Source organism: Streptomyces sp. NPDC002935 (assembly GCF_040611295.1).
Classification (GTDB): domain Bacteria; phylum Actinomycetota; class Actinomycetes; order Streptomycetales; family Streptomycetaceae; genus Streptomyces.
In genome coordinates this window covers 1-17,317 of the sequence record NZ_JBEXNW010000067.1, presented here as the reverse complement: position 1 = coordinate 17,317, position 17,317 = coordinate 1, and the positions used below count along the sequence as shown (strand labels likewise).

General features: G+C 75.0%; 14 protein-coding genes and 1 pseudogene. 3 read left to right on the top strand and 12 right to left on the bottom strand.

The features are described 5' to 3' along the window. From ABZX90_RS42960 to ABZX90_RS42925, 8 genes are all read right to left on the bottom strand, one after another. A partial coding sequence (locus ABZX90_RS42960) for a condensation domain-containing protein (RefSeq protein WP_355213626.1) occupies window positions 1–1,443 on the bottom strand: 1,443 nt, incomplete at its 3' end. A 139-nt stretch (window positions 1,444–1,582) separates the two neighbouring features. Continuing rightward, complete coding sequence (locus tag ABZX90_RS42955; RefSeq protein WP_355213625.1) at window positions 1,583–2,506, bottom strand: 4'-phosphopantetheinyl transferase superfamily protein; 924 nt, start codon at window positions 2,504–2,506, stop codon at window positions 1,583–1,585. 13 nt (window positions 2,507–2,519) lie between these two features. Further along, window positions 2,520–4,241, bottom strand: a complete 1,722-nt coding sequence (locus tag ABZX90_RS42950) for an acyl-CoA dehydrogenase (RefSeq protein WP_355213624.1) — start codon at window positions 4,239–4,241, stop codon at window positions 2,520–2,522. 89 nt (window positions 4,242–4,330) lie between these two features. Then, window positions 4,331–5,287 (bottom strand): aromatase/cyclase, encoded by a 957-nt coding sequence (locus tag ABZX90_RS42945; protein WP_355213623.1) that lies wholly within the window; start codon window positions 5,285–5,287, stop codon window positions 4,331–4,333. Between the two features lie 47 nt (window positions 5,288–5,334). Beyond that, complete coding sequence (fabG, locus tag ABZX90_RS42940) at window positions 5,335–6,138, bottom strand: 3-oxoacyl-ACP reductase FabG (RefSeq protein ID WP_351134569.1); 804 nt, start codon at window positions 6,136–6,138, stop codon at window positions 5,335–5,337. Further along, window positions 6,135–7,943 (bottom strand): FAD-dependent oxidoreductase, encoded by a 1,809-nt coding sequence (locus tag ABZX90_RS42935; RefSeq protein ID WP_351134587.1) that lies wholly within the window; start codon window positions 7,941–7,943, stop codon window positions 6,135–6,137. Before ABZX90_RS42935 ends, fabG begins: the two co-directional genes overlap by 4 nt. Window positions 7,944–8,167: 224 nt before the next feature. Next, complete coding sequence (locus ABZX90_RS42930) at window positions 8,168–9,985, bottom strand: class I adenylate-forming enzyme family protein (RefSeq protein WP_355213622.1); 1,818 nt, start codon at window positions 9,983–9,985, stop codon at window positions 8,168–8,170. A gap of 800 nt (window positions 9,986–10,785) precedes the next feature. Then, on the bottom strand, window positions 10,786–11,736 hold the full coding sequence (locus tag ABZX90_RS42925) for an MBL fold metallo-hydrolase (RefSeq protein ID WP_355213621.1): 951 nt from the start codon (window positions 11,734–11,736) through the stop codon (window positions 10,786–10,788). Window positions 11,737–11,900: 164 nt separating this feature from the next. Here ABZX90_RS42925 and ABZX90_RS42920 point away from each other — a divergent pair, with 164 nt between their 5' ends. Continuing rightward, complete coding sequence (locus tag ABZX90_RS42920; RefSeq protein WP_351134563.1) at window positions 11,901–12,137, top strand: DUF6059 family protein; 237 nt, start codon at window positions 11,901–11,903, stop codon at window positions 12,135–12,137. Between the two features lie 386 nt (window positions 12,138–12,523). Here ABZX90_RS42920 and ABZX90_RS42915 read toward each other — a convergent pair whose 3' ends face one another. From ABZX90_RS42915 to ABZX90_RS42905, 3 genes are all read right to left on the bottom strand, one after another. Continuing rightward, window positions 12,524–12,790 carry an acyl carrier protein gene (locus tag ABZX90_RS42915; protein WP_351134561.1) on the bottom strand — a complete coding sequence of 89 codons (267 nt, stop codon included), beginning with the start codon at window positions 12,788–12,790 and terminating at the stop codon, window positions 12,524–12,526. Between the two features lie 131 nt (window positions 12,791–12,921). Next, on the bottom strand, window positions 12,922–13,695 hold the full coding sequence (locus tag ABZX90_RS42910; protein WP_355213620.1) for a thioesterase domain-containing protein: 774 nt from the start codon (window positions 13,693–13,695) through the stop codon (window positions 12,922–12,924). A gap of 50 nt (window positions 13,696–13,745) precedes the next feature. Further along, a complete protein-coding gene (locus tag ABZX90_RS42905; RefSeq protein WP_351134557.1) occupies window positions 13,746–14,561 on the bottom strand; it encodes an AfsR/SARP family transcriptional regulator in 816 nt (271 codons plus the stop codon). A 253-nt stretch (window positions 14,562–14,814) separates the two neighbouring features. Here ABZX90_RS42905 and ABZX90_RS42900 point away from each other — a divergent pair, with 253 nt between their 5' ends. Together ABZX90_RS42900 and ABZX90_RS42895 are read left to right on the top strand one after the other, a co-directional pair. Then, window positions 14,815–15,084, top strand: a complete 270-nt coding sequence (locus tag ABZX90_RS42900) for a hypothetical protein (RefSeq protein WP_351134555.1) — start codon at window positions 14,815–14,817, stop codon at window positions 15,082–15,084. Window positions 15,085–15,601: 517 nt separating this feature from the next. Next, window positions 15,602–16,672, top strand: a complete 1,071-nt coding sequence (locus tag ABZX90_RS42895; protein ID WP_355213619.1) for an LLM class flavin-dependent oxidoreductase — start codon at window positions 15,602–15,604, stop codon at window positions 16,670–16,672. Window positions 16,673–16,957: 285 nt separating this feature from the next. On the opposite strand, the pseudogene ABZX90_RS42890 reads toward ABZX90_RS42895, so the two are convergent. Further along, window positions 16,958–17,164, bottom strand: a pseudogene (locus tag ABZX90_RS42890) (hypothetical protein); the annotation flags it as partial. Window positions 17,165–17,317 lie beyond the last annotated feature (153 nt).

Genomic DNA, 17,317 nt, shown 5'->3' with positions numbered 1-17,317 from the left:
GCTGCCCCCTGCCCCCGGGAAGACGCAGTACCCCCACCCCAGCCCTTGGAGGCACCCCCGCATGACCACCGGTACCGAGGCCGGGGCGGTGTCCTGCTCGGCCAGCCAGCGTGCGTAGTCGCGGATGTCGGGGCGCCGTTCGCTGCCCGGCAGCAGGCCGTCGGCGAGGTAGGCCCGGTAGAACTCCTGGAGCAGGACGGACACGCTCCAGGAGTCGAGGAGCACGTGGTGGAAGGTGATCAGGACGCGGACCGGCGCGGACCGCCCGGCACCGGGCGCGCCGGGCCCGTCGGCGGCGGAGGCGTCGGGAACGCCGGGGGCGGAGGCGTCGGGAACGCCGGGGGCGGGGTCGGGAACGCCGGGGGTGCCGGGCGCGTCGGTGTCGGGGACGCTGGGGGTACCGGGGGCGGGGTCCACGAGGGTGGCCCGCAGGAGTCCCGGCACGCGCAGGTCGAAGCCGCGCAGCCGGTCCTGCCGCAGCAGTTCGTCCCAGTCGGCGGTGCCGGCGCGGTGGCGGACCACGTCGGCGGTGGCCGTGTCGTGCAGCACGATGTGCGGTTCCCCGTCCCAGTCGAACGCGGCCCGCAGCACGGTCTCGTGGTCGAAGACGGACTGCCAGGCGGCGGTGAACCGGTCGGTGTCGAGCGGGCCGTGCCAGTACCAGAACAACTGCTCCACGTAGCGGCCGGTGCCACGGTGGGCCAGCGCGTCCAGCAGCAGGGCCTGCTGGCGGGGTGCGAGCGGCACGGTCTGCGGCGCGGCGGGGCCGGTGTCGTGACGGTGCCCGCACCCGTCCGCACCGTCCGCACCGTCCGCACCGTCCGCACCCGCGTCACCCTCGTCACCGTCGTCGGGGTTCTTGCCCGTCCTGGGGGTGGGGGTGATGGTGTGGGCGCCGACCGCGCGGGGGGCGGCGCCGGGGTTCTCGCCGTGTTCGTAGGCGTCGAGGAGGTCGGCCAGGAGCAGGCCGGCGGACTCACCGTCGGCGACCAGGCGGTGCACGAGGAGCAGCAGCGTGTGGTGCGCGGGCCCGTGGGTGATCAGTACGGCGCGCAGCACACCGTGCTCGGGGTCGAGTTCCTGGCCGGCCCCGGCCGGGGTGGGCGGGTGGCTGGGTCCGGTGGCGGTGCGGCGCTCCAGGCCGGGGGCGCGGGCCGGGTCGATGTCGAGGCAGGGCGGCCCCGTCCCGCCGTCGCGCAGCCGTGCGGAGAGCAGCGGGTGGCGGGCGACGAGGCGGGCGAGGGCGCTGTGCAGTGCGCCGTCGTCGAGCGGACCGCGCAGGTCGATGGCGACGGGCATGGTCAGGGACGGGTCGTGGGGCCGGGCCCGGTGGCGGTGCAGCAGTTCCAGCTGCTGCCCGGTCAGGGGTACGGTGCCCGCCTCGTCCGTCCCGGGGCCGGCGGTCGCGGCGGGCGCCTCGCCGTGGGGCTGGAACTTGGTCATCGGGTGTCTCCTGGCTCGGATTCCGGGGCATGGGTGCTGCCGGGCATGCCGCGGCTCGGTGGTCCCGCACCGTCCGAACACGAGTGTCGTACAGACCGCCGCGACATTGCTGACGTGCGGCTGCTGCTCCGAGCGGTGGTCAGTCGGGCCGCGAGCGCGTCTCGACCGGGACCGTCCGGCCGCCCCGAGCACCCGGGACGCCCGGGGTGCCGGGGGCGGGGGGTGCGGGCGGGTCCGGGGGTGCGGGCGGGGTCCAGGAGGAGTGCGCCATGACCGCCGCGAAGCCCGGGTCGAGCATGGTGCGCGCCGCGGTGTCGGGGGCGGTGTCCAGGCCGCTGTCGTGGCGGGCGGTGCTCAGCAGGTAGCGGCCAAGGACCCGGTGGGTGGCGAAGGCCCACTCGGTGGGAGCGGCGGGTGTGCCGTCCGGGGCGAGCAGGCGGCCGGTGCGCAGGCCGAAGCCGAACTCGGTGAAGCGCAGCCGCATGCCCTGGCCGAGTGCCTTGGTGTAGGCCTCTTTCAGCGTCCACAGCCGCAGGGTCTGCTCGCTTTGTTCGTCCTCGGTCAGCGGGGCCAGTTCGGCCGCTTCGGCCGGGGTGCACATCTGGGTCTGCAGCAGGTCCAGGCGCATCCGGCGGTCGGCGGGTTCCGCGTCGATGCCGATCCGTCCGTCCCGGCTGAGCCCGACGGCCATCAGGTCGCCGGTGTGGGTCAGGCTCATGTCGATCTGGTCGAAGCCGCGCAGGTAGGGGCGTCCGCCGAGCCGGTAGGAGAGGTCCAGGCCCTCGGGTGCGGTGCGCAGGGCGGCGGCGGCCGTGTATTTCAGCAGCAGGCGTGAGGTGACGAACCGGTGGCGGACCGCGGGGTCGGTGGTGCGCCGGCAGCGGTCCCAGTCCCGCCGGCCCAGCAGCCGGCGCAGGTGGGGCCGGGTGAGTGCGGCGGGCAGCCATTCGCCCCAGGTGGTGTGGACGACCGCGTGGCCGTGGACCGAGAGGTGTTCGTGCACCTGCCGCCAGGGTCCGGCGGGCAGGACGTGGGTGGGATCGCCGATGCCCGGCTGGTCCATGGCGGCTGCCCTCCTAGCCCGCGACGGGGGTGTCGTAGGCGTCGAAGCTGCGGCTCTCGCGGAACCGCAGGAGTACCTCCTCCAGGACCGACTGGGTGACGCCGTGGGGGAGTTCGGGGGCCGCGATGCCCAGTCTGCGGGCGATCCGGGACAGCGCCAGGAGTGTCCAGGCCGGCTGGGCGAGGAAGGAGCCGGTGGCGCTGTGGCCCTCCCACACGCCCAGGCAGGCGGCGGCGGCCAGGACCAGGACGTAGCGGTCCAGCAGGGTGCAGGCCCGCGGGTCGGCGAGGGTGTCGTGGACGGCTTCGGGGAGGTGGCCGCACTGTTCGCGCAGGGTGCGCATCTCCTGGACGAAGGCGTCGGCGAGGCCGGCCAGGGCCGCCTGCTGCGGGCCGGCGGCGCGCTGCGGGCCCAGGCGGCGGGCGGCGCCCAGGAGGGTGGCGGTCAGGACGTCGTCGCCGCCCGACAGGGACAGGGCGCGGTAGTCCAGGTCGGGGACGGCGGCGGTGGGCAGGTACAGGGCGGGGGCGGGTTCGGGGGTGCGGAACCACGAGGTCCGCGCCAGGGTGCGCAGCCGCGGTACCAGGACGGCCTGGCAGGCGGCGCTGCCGGCGTGGCCGAGTCCGGCGACGGGCAGGTCCCGGACGAGTTTTTGGAAGCCGCCGTACAGGGGTCCGCGGTCGTGGCCGTGGGCGCCCAGGACGGTGGCCAGTTCCTCCAGGTCCTCGCGCAGCACGTCCTGGGTGGCCAGTTTGACGGCGGCGGCCGCCAGGTGGGCGCTGTCGGGCAGCAGGCTCAGGGTGCGCAGGGCGGTGACGGCCATGGCGTCGCAGGCCAGCAGGTCGGCGAAGACGCCGGCGAGGACCGGTTGGTGACGGCGTGCCGGCTGTCCGGTGGTGCGGCCGGTGGTCGCGGCCCGCACCGCGAGCCGCAGGGCGCTGTCGACGCCGGCGACGAGGGCGGCGGGGATCAGGCAGCGGTTGACCATGAAGGTGCGCAGGGCGAGCGGGAGTCCGTCGCCGGTGCCGGCGACGAGGGCGTCGGCGGGGACGGGGCAGCGGGTGAACTCCAGTCCCGTGAAACGGTTGCCGCGCATGCCGGGGGTGGCCACGCGCGGCAGGCGGTGCAGCCGGGCGGGCGGGAGCCGGTCGGGATCGAGGAGCAGCACGGAGTGGCTGTGCGGGCCGGGCGTGGTGGCCGTGCGGGCGTACATGACGAACGCGCGGGCCCGGTCGGCGTTGATGATGACGTCCTTGCGGCCGTCGAGGACGAAGCCGCCGCCCGGGGCGGGGCGTGCGGTGAACTCGTCGCGCAGGATGGCGTTGGCGTGGGTCAGTTCGTGGTGCAGGATCGTGACCCGGCCGCCGCCGCCGTCGCCGTGGAGCAGGTGGCGGGCGGTGCGTTCGCGCTGGTGTGTGTCGCCCGCGGCCCAGACGGCGGCTGCGCCGAACAGGGCGGTGATGCCGTAGCCGAAGCCGAGGGCGACGTCGCGGCGAAAGAGCGGGCGCAGCACGCGGGCCAGGGTGTCGGGGCGGGCGAGGCGGCCGCCGAGCTGGTGGGGGACGAACTCGGCGGCGAGTTCGGCGTCGGTGAGCAGGGCCTCGGTGGCCCGGGGTGTGCGGCGCCGTTCGTCGGCGTCCAGGAGGGCGCGGTGGCCGTGCGGGTTGCGCGGGTCGGCCGGATCGCCCAGGAGTTCCTCGATGCGTGCGGCGCGTTCGGCACCGTCCGACGACACGCCGCCGCCGGTACCGGCAACACCGGTACCGGTACCAGGGGCGGCGGCGCCGTCGGCGGGGGCGGGTGTCCGGGGGGCCGGCCGGGCCCTCACAGGAGCGTGACTGCGCTGTGGGCGTGGCGGCGGGCGAGGCCGAGGATCGTGGTGCTGGTGCGGCCCAGCACCTGGCGCACATGGCGGCGGGCCTGGTGCACGTCCGCGTGCTCGCCCAGCACCGTGGTGATGTTCTCCTCGCGCAGCACGACGCTGTGCTGCGCCAGGACGGTGACGCCCCGCTCGTCGGGGACGACGGACCATTCACCGGTGTGCGCCGCCAGCAGCGGCGCGGTGGCGGTCTGTTTGTAGACGATGCGTCCGGCGTGCGGGAAGCAGATCCGCACGGACCGGGTGGTGTGCGAGGGCCCGTCGGGGGTGCGGGTGTCCATGGACATGATCTGGACGCCGGGTTCGTCCTCGGTGTGATCGAGCCGGGTGACGTGCTCGAACAGCTCGGGCCAGTCGCCGATCCGGTAGAGGAGGTCGTAGACGAGTTCGGCCGGTCCGTGCACGCGCACCGTGTCCTCGAAGGACAGGACCAGGTCGTCCAGGCGGCCCCAGCGTTCGGCGAGGTGGCGCAGATCGTCCAGCTGTGCGCGGCTGTTGGTGTCGGTGGCCCGCCGCACCCAGGCCACCTCGTCCAGGCGGTCGCCGTCGACCGTGAAGTCGTGCAGCAGGGTCAGCCGGCAGCGGTCGGGGGTGAGCGCGTCCACGGTCCAGGTGCCGGCCATGGACCGCAGGGGGGCGGCGGGCAGTTCCTGGCGGAACGCGACGCGCCGGTGCTGCGGGTCCAGGGTGCGGCGCGAGGTCCACGACGTGACGCGGCCGTTGGCGGTGGCCCACATGCGCAGCCGCTCGCGGCCGCCGTCGAACTCGAGCTGCTCCACGTGCACGGTGGGCGTGAAGAACAGCGGCCATCGAAGGGCGTCGGCGATCAGCCCGTACACCACGCCCGCCGGCGCGGCCACGCTCACCTGGTGCGTCGTGCGGTGCACTCGCTCGGCGGACATGTCCCATTCCTCGCTTCCGGGGTCGGCGGACGGTTCGGGGCGGTGGGTCAGAAGTTGCCCAGGCCGCCGCAGACGTTGAGGGCCTGTGCGGTGATGGACGCGGCGTGCTCGGTGGTCAGGTAGCCGACGAGGCCGGCGACCTCCTCGGGGGTGGAGTAGCGGCCGAGCGGGATCTTCGCCTCGAACTGCTCCAGCACGTCTTCTTGGGTGGTGTTCCAGGCGGCGGCGTAGCCCTGGCGGACCTTCTGGGCCATCGGTGTCTCGACGTAGCCGGGGCAGACCGCGTTGACGGTCACGCCGGTGGGGGCGAGTTCCTTGCCGAGCGCCTTGGTGAAGCCGACGACGCCGTGCTTGGAGGCGGAGTAGGGGGCGCCGAGGACGACGCCCTGCTTCCCGGCGGTCGAGGCGATGTTGATGACGCGTCCGCCGCGGGCGCCGGCCAGGCCGCCGTTCTTGAGGACCTCGCGGGTGAGCAGGAAGACGCTGTTGAGGTTGGTGTCGATGACGTCGTACCAGAGCTCGTCGGTGATGTCGGCGGTCGGGCCGCCGCCGCTGCGGCCGGCGTTGTTGACCAGGACGCTGATCGGGCCGAAGGCCTCGACCGCGGCCCGCACGAGCGCGGCCACGGACGCGGCGGAGCGTACGTCGGCGGCGGTGCCCTCGGCCTGGACGCCGTCCTCGCGCAGGTCCTCGACGGTCTGCTTGACCTGCTCCGGGTTGCGCGCGCAGAGGAAGACGCGGTAGCCGCGGCGCCCGAGGTCGCGGGCGACGGCCAGGCCGATGCCGCTCGTCGCGCCGGTGACCAGGGCGACCGGCCCGGCGGGCGAGGGGGAGGGCGGGGATGACGTCATCGTGTTCTCTCCATTTCCGTGGCGCCGGTTGGGCTGTGTGTCTCGACCGTGTCCTGAACGGCTCGACGACCGCCGGAGGGCCGCTCGAGAGGTGCTGCACCGGCGGCGGCGCGGGGGTGGACGGGGGCGAGCGCCCGGGCGAGCGCCCCGGGGGTCAGCGCCTGGCCGCGGGCCGCGAGGTAGCCGTCGGGCCGTACCAGCGCCCAGGAGCCGGCGCCGGTCAGGCCGAGGGCGGCGCGCAGGGCGCCGTCCGGGTCGGGCAGCGCTCCCGGTCCCGTACGGCTGTTGATGCAGCGCACGGACAGCCAGGCCCCGTACCGGCGGGCCGCCGCCTGCGCCGCGCGCACCGGGACGCTGCCGGTGCGCGCGTGGCCGGGGGCCAGCAGCAGGGACCAGCGCACGTCGCGCAGTTCGCGCAGCAGTGCCTCGCCGGCGGCGGCCGCCGCCGCGCTGGAGACGCGTTCGCCGGGGGCGGGCCCCGGCGAGCGGCGCCGCAGGACGCTGCGGGGCGCGGCGCCGGTGGTCAGCGGGGACCGGGCGTAGTGCAGGCGCAGCCCGGACATGCCGCCCAGCACCTTGCGCTGGATGGCGCGGCGCAGCCACGGCGCGTTGCGTACGAGGGTGAAGACGAGCGGCAGGGCCACCGCGGCCAGGGTGTTCTTGAACTGGACCAGCCAGGTGGCGGTGCGCGTCGAGTCGAGCAGGGCCCGGCCGACCGGGACGCGTTCTTGTCCGTAGGTGTCGAGCAGCGGCCGGCCGGCGTGGCCCCGGTGGACCGCGGCGAGTTTCCAGGCGAGGTTGTACGCCTCCTGGATGCCGGTGTTCATGCCCTGCCCGGAGGCCGGGCTGTGCACATGGGCGGCATCACCCGCGACGAACACGCGGCCCTGGTGCATCCGCGGGACCATGCGCTGCTGGAAGGTGAACACGGACGTCCACTCGGGCTCGCCGACCTCGACGGCGGTGCCCAGGCCCCGGGAGAGCTTGCTGGTGAACCGCTCGGCGGGATCCCGCGTGCCGTGGCCGGCGGGGGCCGTGTCGAGCAGGCGCCAGTGCCCCGGGCGGGCGTAGGGGACCATCATCAGGGCCTGGCCGCCGGTGTGGACCCAGTAGATGGTGTCGGGCGCGAGGTCGGTGCGGACGGGGGCGTCGGCGAGCATCCAGGTGTCGCGGCTCTCGCCGATCAGCGGCAGGCCGAGGGTCTTGCGGACGGTGCTGTGGCCGCCGTCGCAGCCCACGAGCCAGGGCACCGTACAGACTTCCTCGCGCCGCCCGCTCCCCCCGGCACCGGCACCGCTGCCACTGCTGCCGTGGCTGCCGCCGCCGCTGTCACTGCTGCCGTGACTGCTACTGCCGCCGTGGCTGCCGCTGTGGCTGTGGCTGTGGCTGTGGGCCAGCCGTGCTCGTACGCCCGTCGCGTTCTGCTCGAACCCCGCCAGCCGCACGCCCCATTCGACCCGCACGCCGAGCCGGGCGACGGCCTCGCGCAGCACGCTCTCGGTACGGGTCTGCCCGATGATGACGGTGTAGGGGTGGCGGGTGGGCATCGAGGTGTAGTCGGCGTCGAGACGGACCAGGCGCCGGCCGCCGGCGTACATGGTGAAGGCCCGGTTGCGGCGGCCGTGGCGCAGGATCCCGTCAACCGTTCCCATCTGGTCGAAGGTCTCCAGGGTGCGCGGGTGGACGGCGACGGCGCGGCTGGTACGGGAAGGGCCGGGCGCGGCGTCCACGAGCCGCACGCGCAGGCCCCTGCGGGCCAGTTCGTGGGCGGCGGTGAGACCGACGGGCCCGGCTCCGACGACCAGGACGTCGAAACCTGCGCAGACATCAGGACCCCCGGGAACACCGGACCCCTCGGGGACATCAGGACCCCCGTGGGCATCGGGCCCCTCGGGGACGTCAGGACTCTTGTGGGCATCGGGGCCGGTGTGTCCGCCGGGGCCGGCCAGAGCATCGGGACCGTCGGGGCCGGCAGGGACACCGGGGCCGTCGGGGCCGGTGGGTGCGGCGGACGCGGGGCCGGGGCTCGTCACCGGACGGCCGCGGCCGGCACGGCGGCCGGCACGCGGCCCTCTGCGGCGGGGAACTCCCCGGTGGCGGTGCCGCCCTGACGGGGCGGCGGCTCGTGCGCGAAGGTCACCATGGCGGGTCTCCTGTCGGACGGACGGGCAGGGGCGTCGGGCGGGGTCCGGGCGCCGGCAGCAGCGGCGGCGTGGGCGGCGGCTTCGGCGGCGGCGCGGGCGCGCACGGTGTGCCGCAGCGCCTGCCGTTCGGGTTTGCCGGTGCTGGTGCGGGGCACGGCGCCCAGGGCCTCGACCCGGTGGATCCGCTCGCCGGGGGCGAGCCGCCGGTTGGCGTCCTCGGCGATCGACTCCAGCGTGCCGAGCGTGCCGGGGCGGCCGGGGGTGCCGGGCGCGGTGTGCGGATCGGGCGGATCGTTCAGGACGATGCCCGCCCATACGACAGCGCCGTGCTCCGCGTCCGGCCAGGCGACGACGGCGCAGTCGGCGACCCGCGGGTCCTCGTTGATGACCCGCTCGACGCCGGTCGGCGACACGAGTTGGTCGTCGCAGGTGAAGACGTCGCCGATCCGGTCCACCAGGTACAGGCGGCCGTCCTCGTCGAGCAGGCCGATGTCGCCGGTGGACAACCAGCCCTGCGCGTCGATGGGGGACGGCTCGTCGTCGTCCAGGTAGCCGGCCATCACCTGGGGTCCGCGCACCTGCACTTCACCCGGGCACCGTGGCGCGGCGCTCTCGCCCGAGCGGAGGTCCACGACCCGGCACTGGGTGCCGGGCAGGGGCGGGCCGACGGCGCCGGGCAGGGCCGGGTCGTGGGGGCGCTGCATATGGGAGAGCGGGGAGAGTTCGGCCAGGCCGTAGCCCTGGACGACGGGGACGCCGAGTGCCTGCCCCAGGCGGCGGGCTGCCTCGGGTGCCAGCGCGGTGCCGCCGGACATGACCGCGGTCAGCCGGGGGCCCGCCGGGATTCCCTCCCTGGGCGTGTCCAGCCGCGGGTCGGCGGCGAGGCGGTGCAGCCGGGCGGGCAGCCCGTAGTAGTGGGTGGCGCCCGCCCGGGCGGCCAGGGCGAGCGAGGCCACCGGGTCCGGGTCGTGGCACAGGATTTGTGAAGCGCCCGCGTACACCGCGGAGTTGAGGTGCATCAGATGGAACAGCGGCAGGTGGTTGAGGGTGACCGAGCCGGGTCCCAGGCGCTGGGCCAGGGCGGTCTGGGCGGCGTTGGCGACGAGGTTGCGGTGGGTGAGCCGGACTCCCCTGGGGCGGCCGGTGGTCCCGGTGGTGAACTGCAGGCAGACCACCGCGGACAGGTCGGGTGCCTGTTCGTAGAGGTCGGCGGACACCGCGTCCAGGGCCGTGTGCAGCGCGAGGGTGCCCTCGGGAAGAAGCCCGCCGGCATCGGTGTCGGGGTCGGCGTCGGTGACCAGGACGGTGTGCAGCAGGGGCAGCCGGGCGCGGATTCCCGCCAGCCGCCCGGCGACGGCTGCCGGGACCAGGGCGATCTCGATGCCGGCGGCGGCGCACAGGTGGTGCAGGGTGCTCTCGTCGGCCAGCGGATTGATCAGGGCGACGGTGCTGCCGCTGCGGCTCGTGCCGTAGACGGCGGCGGGGAAGCAGGCATCGAGGGATGCGGCCACCCCGACCACCACTCCCCTACGGCCGGCCGCACGGGTGGCGAGGAAACGGGCGATCCTGTCGGCGTGGGCGTCGAGCTGCCCGAAGGTGACGGTGCCCCGCCCGGTCGTGAGGGCGGGCGCGCGGGGGGCGCGTGCGGCGGCGCGGCGCAGGAGTCCGTCCAGCGGCAGTTGCGGACACGTGAAATGCGGCACGGCGTGCGGCCCCTCTCCGAGGGTCGACTCCGGCGGGTCGACGGGCTGGCTGACGTGGTGGTACGCCCCACGCTCGGCGCCGCGGCTCGAGAGATGTTCGAAACCCGCTCGATCCCGGCCGCAGAACGTGACGGGAACCGGCACAGCCCACCGCCGCCTCACCACCGGGCAGCCGCCCCGGCCGAGCCCGGCGAACTCGCCCCGCACCCCTGCCCGTCCGGATGCGCCGCCCGGCCCGCGCGGAGGCGGCAGCGCACGCCGGACCGGACGGCTCGGGGGCGCGCCGGGCCGCGGGCGATGCGCGATGGGCGTTGCGCGATGGGCGTTGCGCGTTGCGCGTTGCGCGTTGGGCGTTGCGCGTTGGGCGTTGCGCGTTGGGCGGCGTCCTCGGTGGGCGGACACCTTCACCGAGGACGCCGCCCTCGCCGTACCGGCACGGCACGGCGCGGCAGGGCGCGGCAGGGCAGGGCGCGGCAGGGGCGTTGTGCGAGGTGGTGGGGCGCCCGGACGGGGCTGCGGGGTGTGCGCTGCGGGACGGTCAACGCCTCGGTGGCCGGCGGCTTCTGGCGTACGCACCGAGTGCGCGGGACGCGCGGACATGCGGGTGCCCGGACACGTGGGCCCGCGGACATGCAGGTGCGCGGACATGCGGGTGCGCGGACATGCGGGTGCGTGGCGTCGGCAACGGGCTGCCCGGGCCAGCCCGCAGGGGCAATCGGGGCGGCCCGGAGCCAGGGGTCGGGGCGGCCCGGAGCCAGGGGTCGGGGCGGCCCGCGGTCAGGGGGCGGGGCTGGGTTTGTTCAGGCCAGGCAGCAGAGCGGGGCGCCGTTGAACTCGGTCATCTCCTCGAGTGCGGCGTGCTTCTCGGCCACGGGCAGCGGGGCGTCGGCGGGCAGTCCCTGGAGTTCGGCGTAGGCGCGGCGGAGGTTGGCGGACAGCCGCTCGGGGTCCAGGAGGTCCGCGTAGCGTCCCAGGTGTGCGCCCCGCGCCGTCTGCAGCGGGGTCCGGCCGGCCCGTACGCCGTCCTGCGCGAGCCGGTGCACCAGGCGCAGGTAGCCCTCGACGGCGTCGAACACCTCGGGGCCGCACACCGGTCCGTGGCCGGGTACGACGGTGGTGGCGCCGAAGGCGCGCAGCCGCTCGATCGCGGCCAGGGATCCGGTGAGCGAGCCCATCAGGAAGAAGGGGGTCACTCCGTTCATGGCGAGATCGCCGGTGAACAGGACTTTTTGGCCGGGCAGCCAGACCACGGTGTCGTTGGAGGTGTGGGCGGGTCCGATGTGCTCCAGTTCGGCGCGGAGCGCGCCGACGTGGAGGGTGAGGCGGTCCCGGTAGGTCACGGTGGGCGGCGCGAGGCGGATGTGGCCCCACTGCACGTGGGGCCACAGGCTCTTCAGGTGCAGCCCGGCCGCGGTCATCTCGGTGCGGGTGCGCTCGTGGCCGATCACGAGGGCCTCGGGGAAGACGAAGTTGCCGAAGGCGTGGTCGCCGTGGAAGTGCGTGGTGACCACGGTGCGCGGCGGCGCCGGGTTCAGGTCGAGTGCGGTGGCCCGCAGATGGCGGGCCCGGGTCTCGGTCGCGGCGGTGTCGACGAGGGCGCTCTGGCCGCCGGAGACGAGGATGCCCGCGTTGTTCAGGCACCAGCCGCCGGGCAGCTGGAGATAGGCGTGCACGCCTTCGGCGATCTCGGTGACGCGGCCGGCCGGGGCGGGGGCGGTCACCGGGGTGCAGGCAGGGGGGCTGGGGCGCACGCCGGTCTCCTCACGCAGTTCTCGGTCCGGTGAGCCTGCCGTGTCCGCCTCGCGGCGCGGTGGACAGCGGCCGAACCCGGCGCGCGCGAGCGGCTCTCGAGCGGTTGTCGACCGTTGCCTAAGAGCGTTGCGCCAAAGCCGGTCCACCGGGCGAGGGAGCCAGGATGAGCGAGCGCCGATGGCCGTCGCGTCTGCTGCGGCGGGTCTGGTCCGGACTCGCCGCCGCGGGAACGCACTACGTGGCGAGTGAGATGAACCGGGCGCGTGCACCGCACGCGCCGCTGGCGCGGCCTCCCGAGGGCCACCCCGAGCGGCTGCGCCCGGATGTGCCGCTCAGCTCGCTGGAACTGGCCCTGGTCCGGGAGCTGGACATCCGCTGGCGTTCCCGCGCCGAGAGCTGAAGGCAGCAACAGCGCGAGCGGCAGCGGCGGTTGAACGGATCCGCCCCCGGTGAAGGGGGCCGGATCCGGGGCGGTCCGTGGGGTGAGGACGCCGGGGCCGGCCATGCCCGCGCAGACGCAGGCGCCGATGCCGGCAGACTCCGGCACAGGCACAGGCACAGGCACAGGCACAGGCCCGGGCGGGTCCCGGACCCCGCCCGGGCAGCCGCGGCCTGCGACGGCAGGCGGACCGTCGCACGGGCACCGGCACGGGCACCGACGCCGATGCGGGCGCGGGCGCGGGTGCCGGCCCGGACACGGGTGCGGGTGTTGTGCCCCGCCTGCCCGGCCCGGGCAGGTTCCCGGCCTGCCCGGTTCCCGGTCTGGCCGGTCTGGCCGGTCGTGGTTCAGGCGGCGGCCTGGGCGGCGGACAGTGCTCCGTTGACCAGGGTGAGGAAGGCGCGGGGTGTGTCGGCCTCCTCGAGTGCGTCCTCGTCCAGGGTGATCGCGTGGTCCCGCTCGATGTGGCCGGCGGTCTGCAGGATGGCGAGCGAGTCGTAGCCCAGTTCCATGAACGGGACGTCGATGACGTCGCCGTCCAGGTCGACGCCTTCCTCCTCGCCGGCGCACTCGCGCAGCAGGGTCTTCAGGTCGCTGAGTTCAAGGCGGTTCATGATCTCTCCGTTCGGTTGTGCGGGCGGGTCGGCGGGCGGGGGGCAGCGGGCGGGGGCGGCGGGCGCTCAGGGCGGCCGGTGGTGGGGCGGCCGGGGGCGAAGGGCGGGTGCGGGGCGGGTCGTGGGCGCGCTCACGGGTGTCCTGCGGCCGGCCGGGGTGCGGGCGCGGCACGCTGTGCCGCGCGGTGTGCGGCGCGGCAGGCCTGCCCGAGGAGGCGGGGCAGTTCCGGGCGGTGTACGAAGAAGTGGTCGCCCGGCACCGTACGGCGTACGAGGCGGTCGCTGGTCCACTGCTGCCAGCCGTCCAGGGCGGCGGGGCCGACCACGGGGTCCTCGCGGCCGCCGACGGCGAGCACGGGCACCGGCAGGGGGCCGCGTGCGGCGTCGTCGTCGACGGCGGCGGCGCGCAGTGCGCGGGCCAGGGTGAGGTCGTCGCGCAGCACGGGCAGGACGGTGCGGTGCCAGATGCTGCCGCCCCCGGCGAGCGGTCCGCCGGGGGCGGCGTCCAGTGTGCCGACGAAGCTGAGCAGTTGCGTGTCGCTGATGTCGTCGGGTGCGGTGGTGCGGGCGGGGGTGTGGGGGGCGGGGCAGGCGCCGAGGGCCAGCAGTGCGGGTGCGGGCCGGCCGGCGTCGAGCAGGGCACGGGTGAGGGTGTAGGCGACCATGGCGCCCAGGCTGTGCCCGTACAGCGCGTACGGGCCCTGGCCGGCGGCGTCGGCGAGGGGGCCGAGCAGGTCGGCCAGCAGCCCGTCGCGGTCGGTCGTGCGGGGCTCGCGCCGGCGGCTGCCGCGCCCCGGCAGCGGCAGCGGGACGATGTCGATGCCGGGGCCGCAGTGGTGCTGCCAGCGGCCGAAGCCCGACACCCCGGCGCCGGCGTGCGCGAAGCAGTACAGCCTTACGTCCATGGTCGAAGCGTTGCCGACTCCTCTGGAGAACGGCTTGAACCGGACGTCTCTCAGGCGGCGTACAGGTCGAACGTGGAGGAGCGGTGCGGTCCGCGCAGGATGTCGAGTTTGGGGTCGACGGCGAGCATGGCGTGGTGCAGGCGCTGCAGCTGCGGTGCGGGTTCGACGCCGAGTTCCTCGATGAGCCGGCTGCGCAGCCGCTGGTAGACGCCGAGGGCGGCGGCCTGCCGGCCGGAGCGGTAGAGCGCGACCATGGCCTGGGAGTGCAGTCCCTCGTGCTGCGGGTGACGGGCGATCAGGTCGGTGAGTTCGGCGATGACCTCGACGTGCCGGCCCAGGCGCAGGTCGGCGTCGATGCGGCGTTCGCGGGTGACCAGGCGGCTCTCCTCCAGCCGCATGACCTCGATGGACAGGATGGGGCCGACGCGCACGTCGACCAGGGCGGGGCCCTGCCACAGGTCCAGGGCTGCCCGGTAGGCGCCGGCGGCCTGTTCGTCCTCGTCGTGGGCCTGCTGTCCCTGGGTCACCAGCCGTTCGTACTCGCGTACGTCGACGGCTTCGCCGGGTATCTGGAGCAGGTAGCCGCCGTGCCGGGTGGCCAGTACGTCCTTGGCGGCGCCGGGTGCGCCGGGTCCCATGGCCGTGCCCAGCCTGCGGCGGAGCTGGAGGATGTAGGTCTGCAGGGTGGTGAGCGCGCTCTGCGGCAGGTCGGTGCCCCAGATCTCCTCCATGAGGGTGGGTACGGGCACGACCCGTCCCGGGTAGAGCGCGAGCAGTGCGAGGATCTGCCGTGGCTTGCCCGCCGTCGGAACGATCGACATCCCGTTGACGGCGGCACTCAACGGACCCAGAACCTGAATCTTCATGGTCTCCTCCGTACTGGTATCCAATTGAGCGTCGATTTTGCGCCGCCGATAGAATTCCTGTCTTTTCCTCACAAGCCGGGGGCGAGACGAACCGTAGCCTCTCTCAGCCTTTCGCGGCGTCATCCTCCAGACGCCTTCGAGCAGTTCTCCACACATCACTTCCTGACAAGGTGCTGACATCGGGCTGACCCTTTCTTAGGGGTGTCCCGCAGGGCCTTCCGGAAAATTCGGGACGCTATTAGCTTCCTCTTCCATGGACAATCGTGGGCAGGGCGGTGCGGAGGCGGGCGCGGATCCGTTGACCCGGCAGGTGCTGCGCGAGATGGCGGCCCGTACCGCGCGGGCTGGGCCGTTGGAAGGTCCGGGCGGCGGGGCGAAGGAGCAGGAGAGCGACGGCGGGTGCGGGTGCGGGCCGGATGCGGCCGGCACGCTGCGGCTGCTGGCCGCGTGGCACCGGCGCGGGACCGAGGTCGGCTTTCCCGAGCTGACGGCCGTCCCGCACCCGGCCGCCGGCAGGAGCTGACACCCGCCCCGGCGACGGGAGTTGACCGTCGTCCGCCTCGGTGACGGGAGTTGACCGTCCCGCCCTGGTGACGGGGGCTCACCGTCTGTCCTGGTGTCGGGAGTTGGCTGTCTGCCCCTGATGACGGGGGGTTCGCAGTCTGCCCCGGTGTAACGGGAGTTGGCCGTCGCCCCGGTGACGGGGGGCCGATCGTCGCCCCGGTGACGGGGGCTCACCGTCAGCCCCGGTGACGGGAGTTGGCCGTCCGTCCCGGTGACGGGGGCCGGCAGTCCGTCCGGCCGGCGGGGGCCGGTGTCCGTCCCGGTGGCGGGGGCCGGCCGTGCGTCGGCGGGGTGCTCCCCCGCCCGTGCGGGGTGGGCGGTGGGCGGCCTCGAGGCCGCGCACACGGTTCCTCGAGGCCCGCTCGTGTTTGTCCCGCAGTCGCCCCGATCCGTCTATGGTCCGGTGACCGAAGAGGTTTTCAGGGTTTTCCGGGAAGCCGGAAAGGATCACGGGACGGAGCCCCATGGAATTCGGCGTGAACTTTTTCCCGGCCGTCGACCCGGCGCGGAAGAGTGCGGGCACCTATTACGACGAGAGTCTTCAGCTGGTCGAGCTCGCCGAGGAACTGGGATTCGAGCACGTCCGGGCCGGCGAGCATTACGGTTCCGCCTGCGGCGGCTACAGCCCCGACCCGGTCGTGTTCCTGACGGCGGCGGCCGCGCAGACCCGCCGGCTGCGGCTGGTGGCCGGTGCGGCCGTCTCCTCCTTCGCCCATCCCGTGCAGATCGCCGCGCGTCTGGCCCTGCTCGACAACCTCTCGCACGGGCGTCTGGACGCCGGCTTCGGCCCCGGTGCGCGGGCAGCGGAGCGGGAGCTGTTCGGTGTGCCGGTCAGGGAGTGCCGCACCCGGGTGAGCGAGACCGTCGAGGCGTGCATCGCCCTGTGGAGCGGGGCGGAGGTCCGCTTCGAGGGCGACGTGCACCGCTTCGGCCCGGTGACCGGTTTCCCGCTGCCCCACCAGCGCCCGCATCCGCCGGTGTTCCTGGCGCCGGCGGACGCCCGGGCGTGTGCCCGGGCGGGCGCGCTGGGCCACCACCTGCAGCTGGCCCCCGCCGCGGCGGGGCGCCGGCAGCTGGCCGGGATGGCCGGGGCCTACCGGGCGGCGCGCCGCGCCGCGGGCCACCGGGGCGAGGGGCGCATCCAGCTCACGTACACCTGTTACCTCGGCACGAACCGGGACGTGACCCTGGCCAGGGCCCGGGCCGGCGAGTACCACCGCGCGCAGCTGACGGCCGCCGCCGCCTCGCGTCCCGGTCAGCGTCCGCTGCCCGGGACGCCGGGCCCCTCGGTGCGCGGCTACGACTTCGACCGGGCGCTGGCCGGCCACCAGGTCCTGGCCGGCACGCCCGACGACGTGCGCGCGCAGATCGGGACGATCCGTGCCCGGTACGGTTCCGGCATCTGTCTGAGCCTGCAGTTCAACCCGGGCCATCTGCCCTACGGGCGCGCCGTGCGGGCCATGGAACTGTTCGCCGCCGAGGTCGCCCCCGCCTTCCCCGGTGACGGCGCCGTCCCTGCGGCCGTGGCCGGGCCGGCCGCCGCGTGAGCGGGCCGGCCCGCACGACACACACGGCACAGAACGGCTCCGCGCGGAACAGGACGCCCTGATGCGCCGCTTCGACCAGCTCCTCGCCCGGCGGGCGGCGGGCCGGTAGACGGCGCGGGCGCCGGACGCTGAACCCGGTATGCCTTGCCGGCCTGTGCCGTTGGCGTGCCGGCGCGGCGCCGGCCTGCGATCCGGTACCCCGGGGTTCCCGCCCGGCCCGGCGCGCATCCGGCACGGCCGGTCCCTGGAGATGCGGGTGCCGGGGCTGTGCGGAGCGAACCCCGGTCAGCCGTCGCGCGGGTCAGCCGTCCCGATGAGCCGCTCGGCGATGTCGTCCGCCCACTCCGTGGGGCCACCGGCGCAGCTCGGCGATCACCTTGCCGTCAAGGCCATGGCCATACGCGGCGAATTCGCTGTCTCCGGTCCAGTCCGCGCCGACGAGGCGGGCCTGGAGGTCCGTGAGGAGAAGGCGTCGCGAGCGTGCCGCCGGCCGGGCGGGCATGGTGGCCCCTCCCTCCCGGACGGGGGGTGATCGGGAGGGAGGGGTGCCTGGGGGGGGCGCGCGACAGGAAGGCCTTGCCCGCGTAGAAGACATCGGCGTCGTGCCCGAACGCGGTGCGCCAGGCACGCGCCCGCTCCCGGAAG

Coding starts and splice junctions, on each gene's coding strand:
- ABZX90_RS42905 (WP_351134557.1), bottom strand. CDS start 14,561: ATGAAGATTCAGGTTCTGGGTCCGTTGAGTGCCGCCGTCAACGGGATG.
- ABZX90_RS42910 (WP_355213620.1), bottom strand. CDS start 13,695: ATGGACGTAAGGCTGTACTGCTTCGCGCACGCCGGCGCCGGGGTGTCG.
- ABZX90_RS42920 (WP_351134563.1), top strand. CDS start 11,901: ATGAGCGAGCGCCGATGGCCGTCGCGTCTGCTGCGGCGGGTCTGGTCC.
- ABZX90_RS42915 (WP_351134561.1), bottom strand. CDS start 12,790: ATGAACCGCCTTGAACTCAGCGACCTGAAGACCCTGCTGCGCGAGTGC.
- ABZX90_RS42955 (WP_355213625.1), bottom strand. CDS start 2,506: ATGGACCAGCCGGGCATCGGCGATCCCACCCACGTCCTGCCCGCCGGA.
- fabG (WP_351134569.1), bottom strand. CDS start 6,138: ATGACGTCATCCCCGCCCTCCCCCTCGCCCGCCGGGCCGGTCGCCCTG.
- ABZX90_RS42945 (WP_355213623.1), bottom strand. CDS start 5,287: ATGTCCGCCGAGCGAGTGCACCGCACGACGCACCAGGTGAGCGTGGCC.
- ABZX90_RS42900 (WP_351134555.1), top strand. CDS start 14,815: ATGGACAATCGTGGGCAGGGCGGTGCGGAGGCGGGCGCGGATCCGTTG.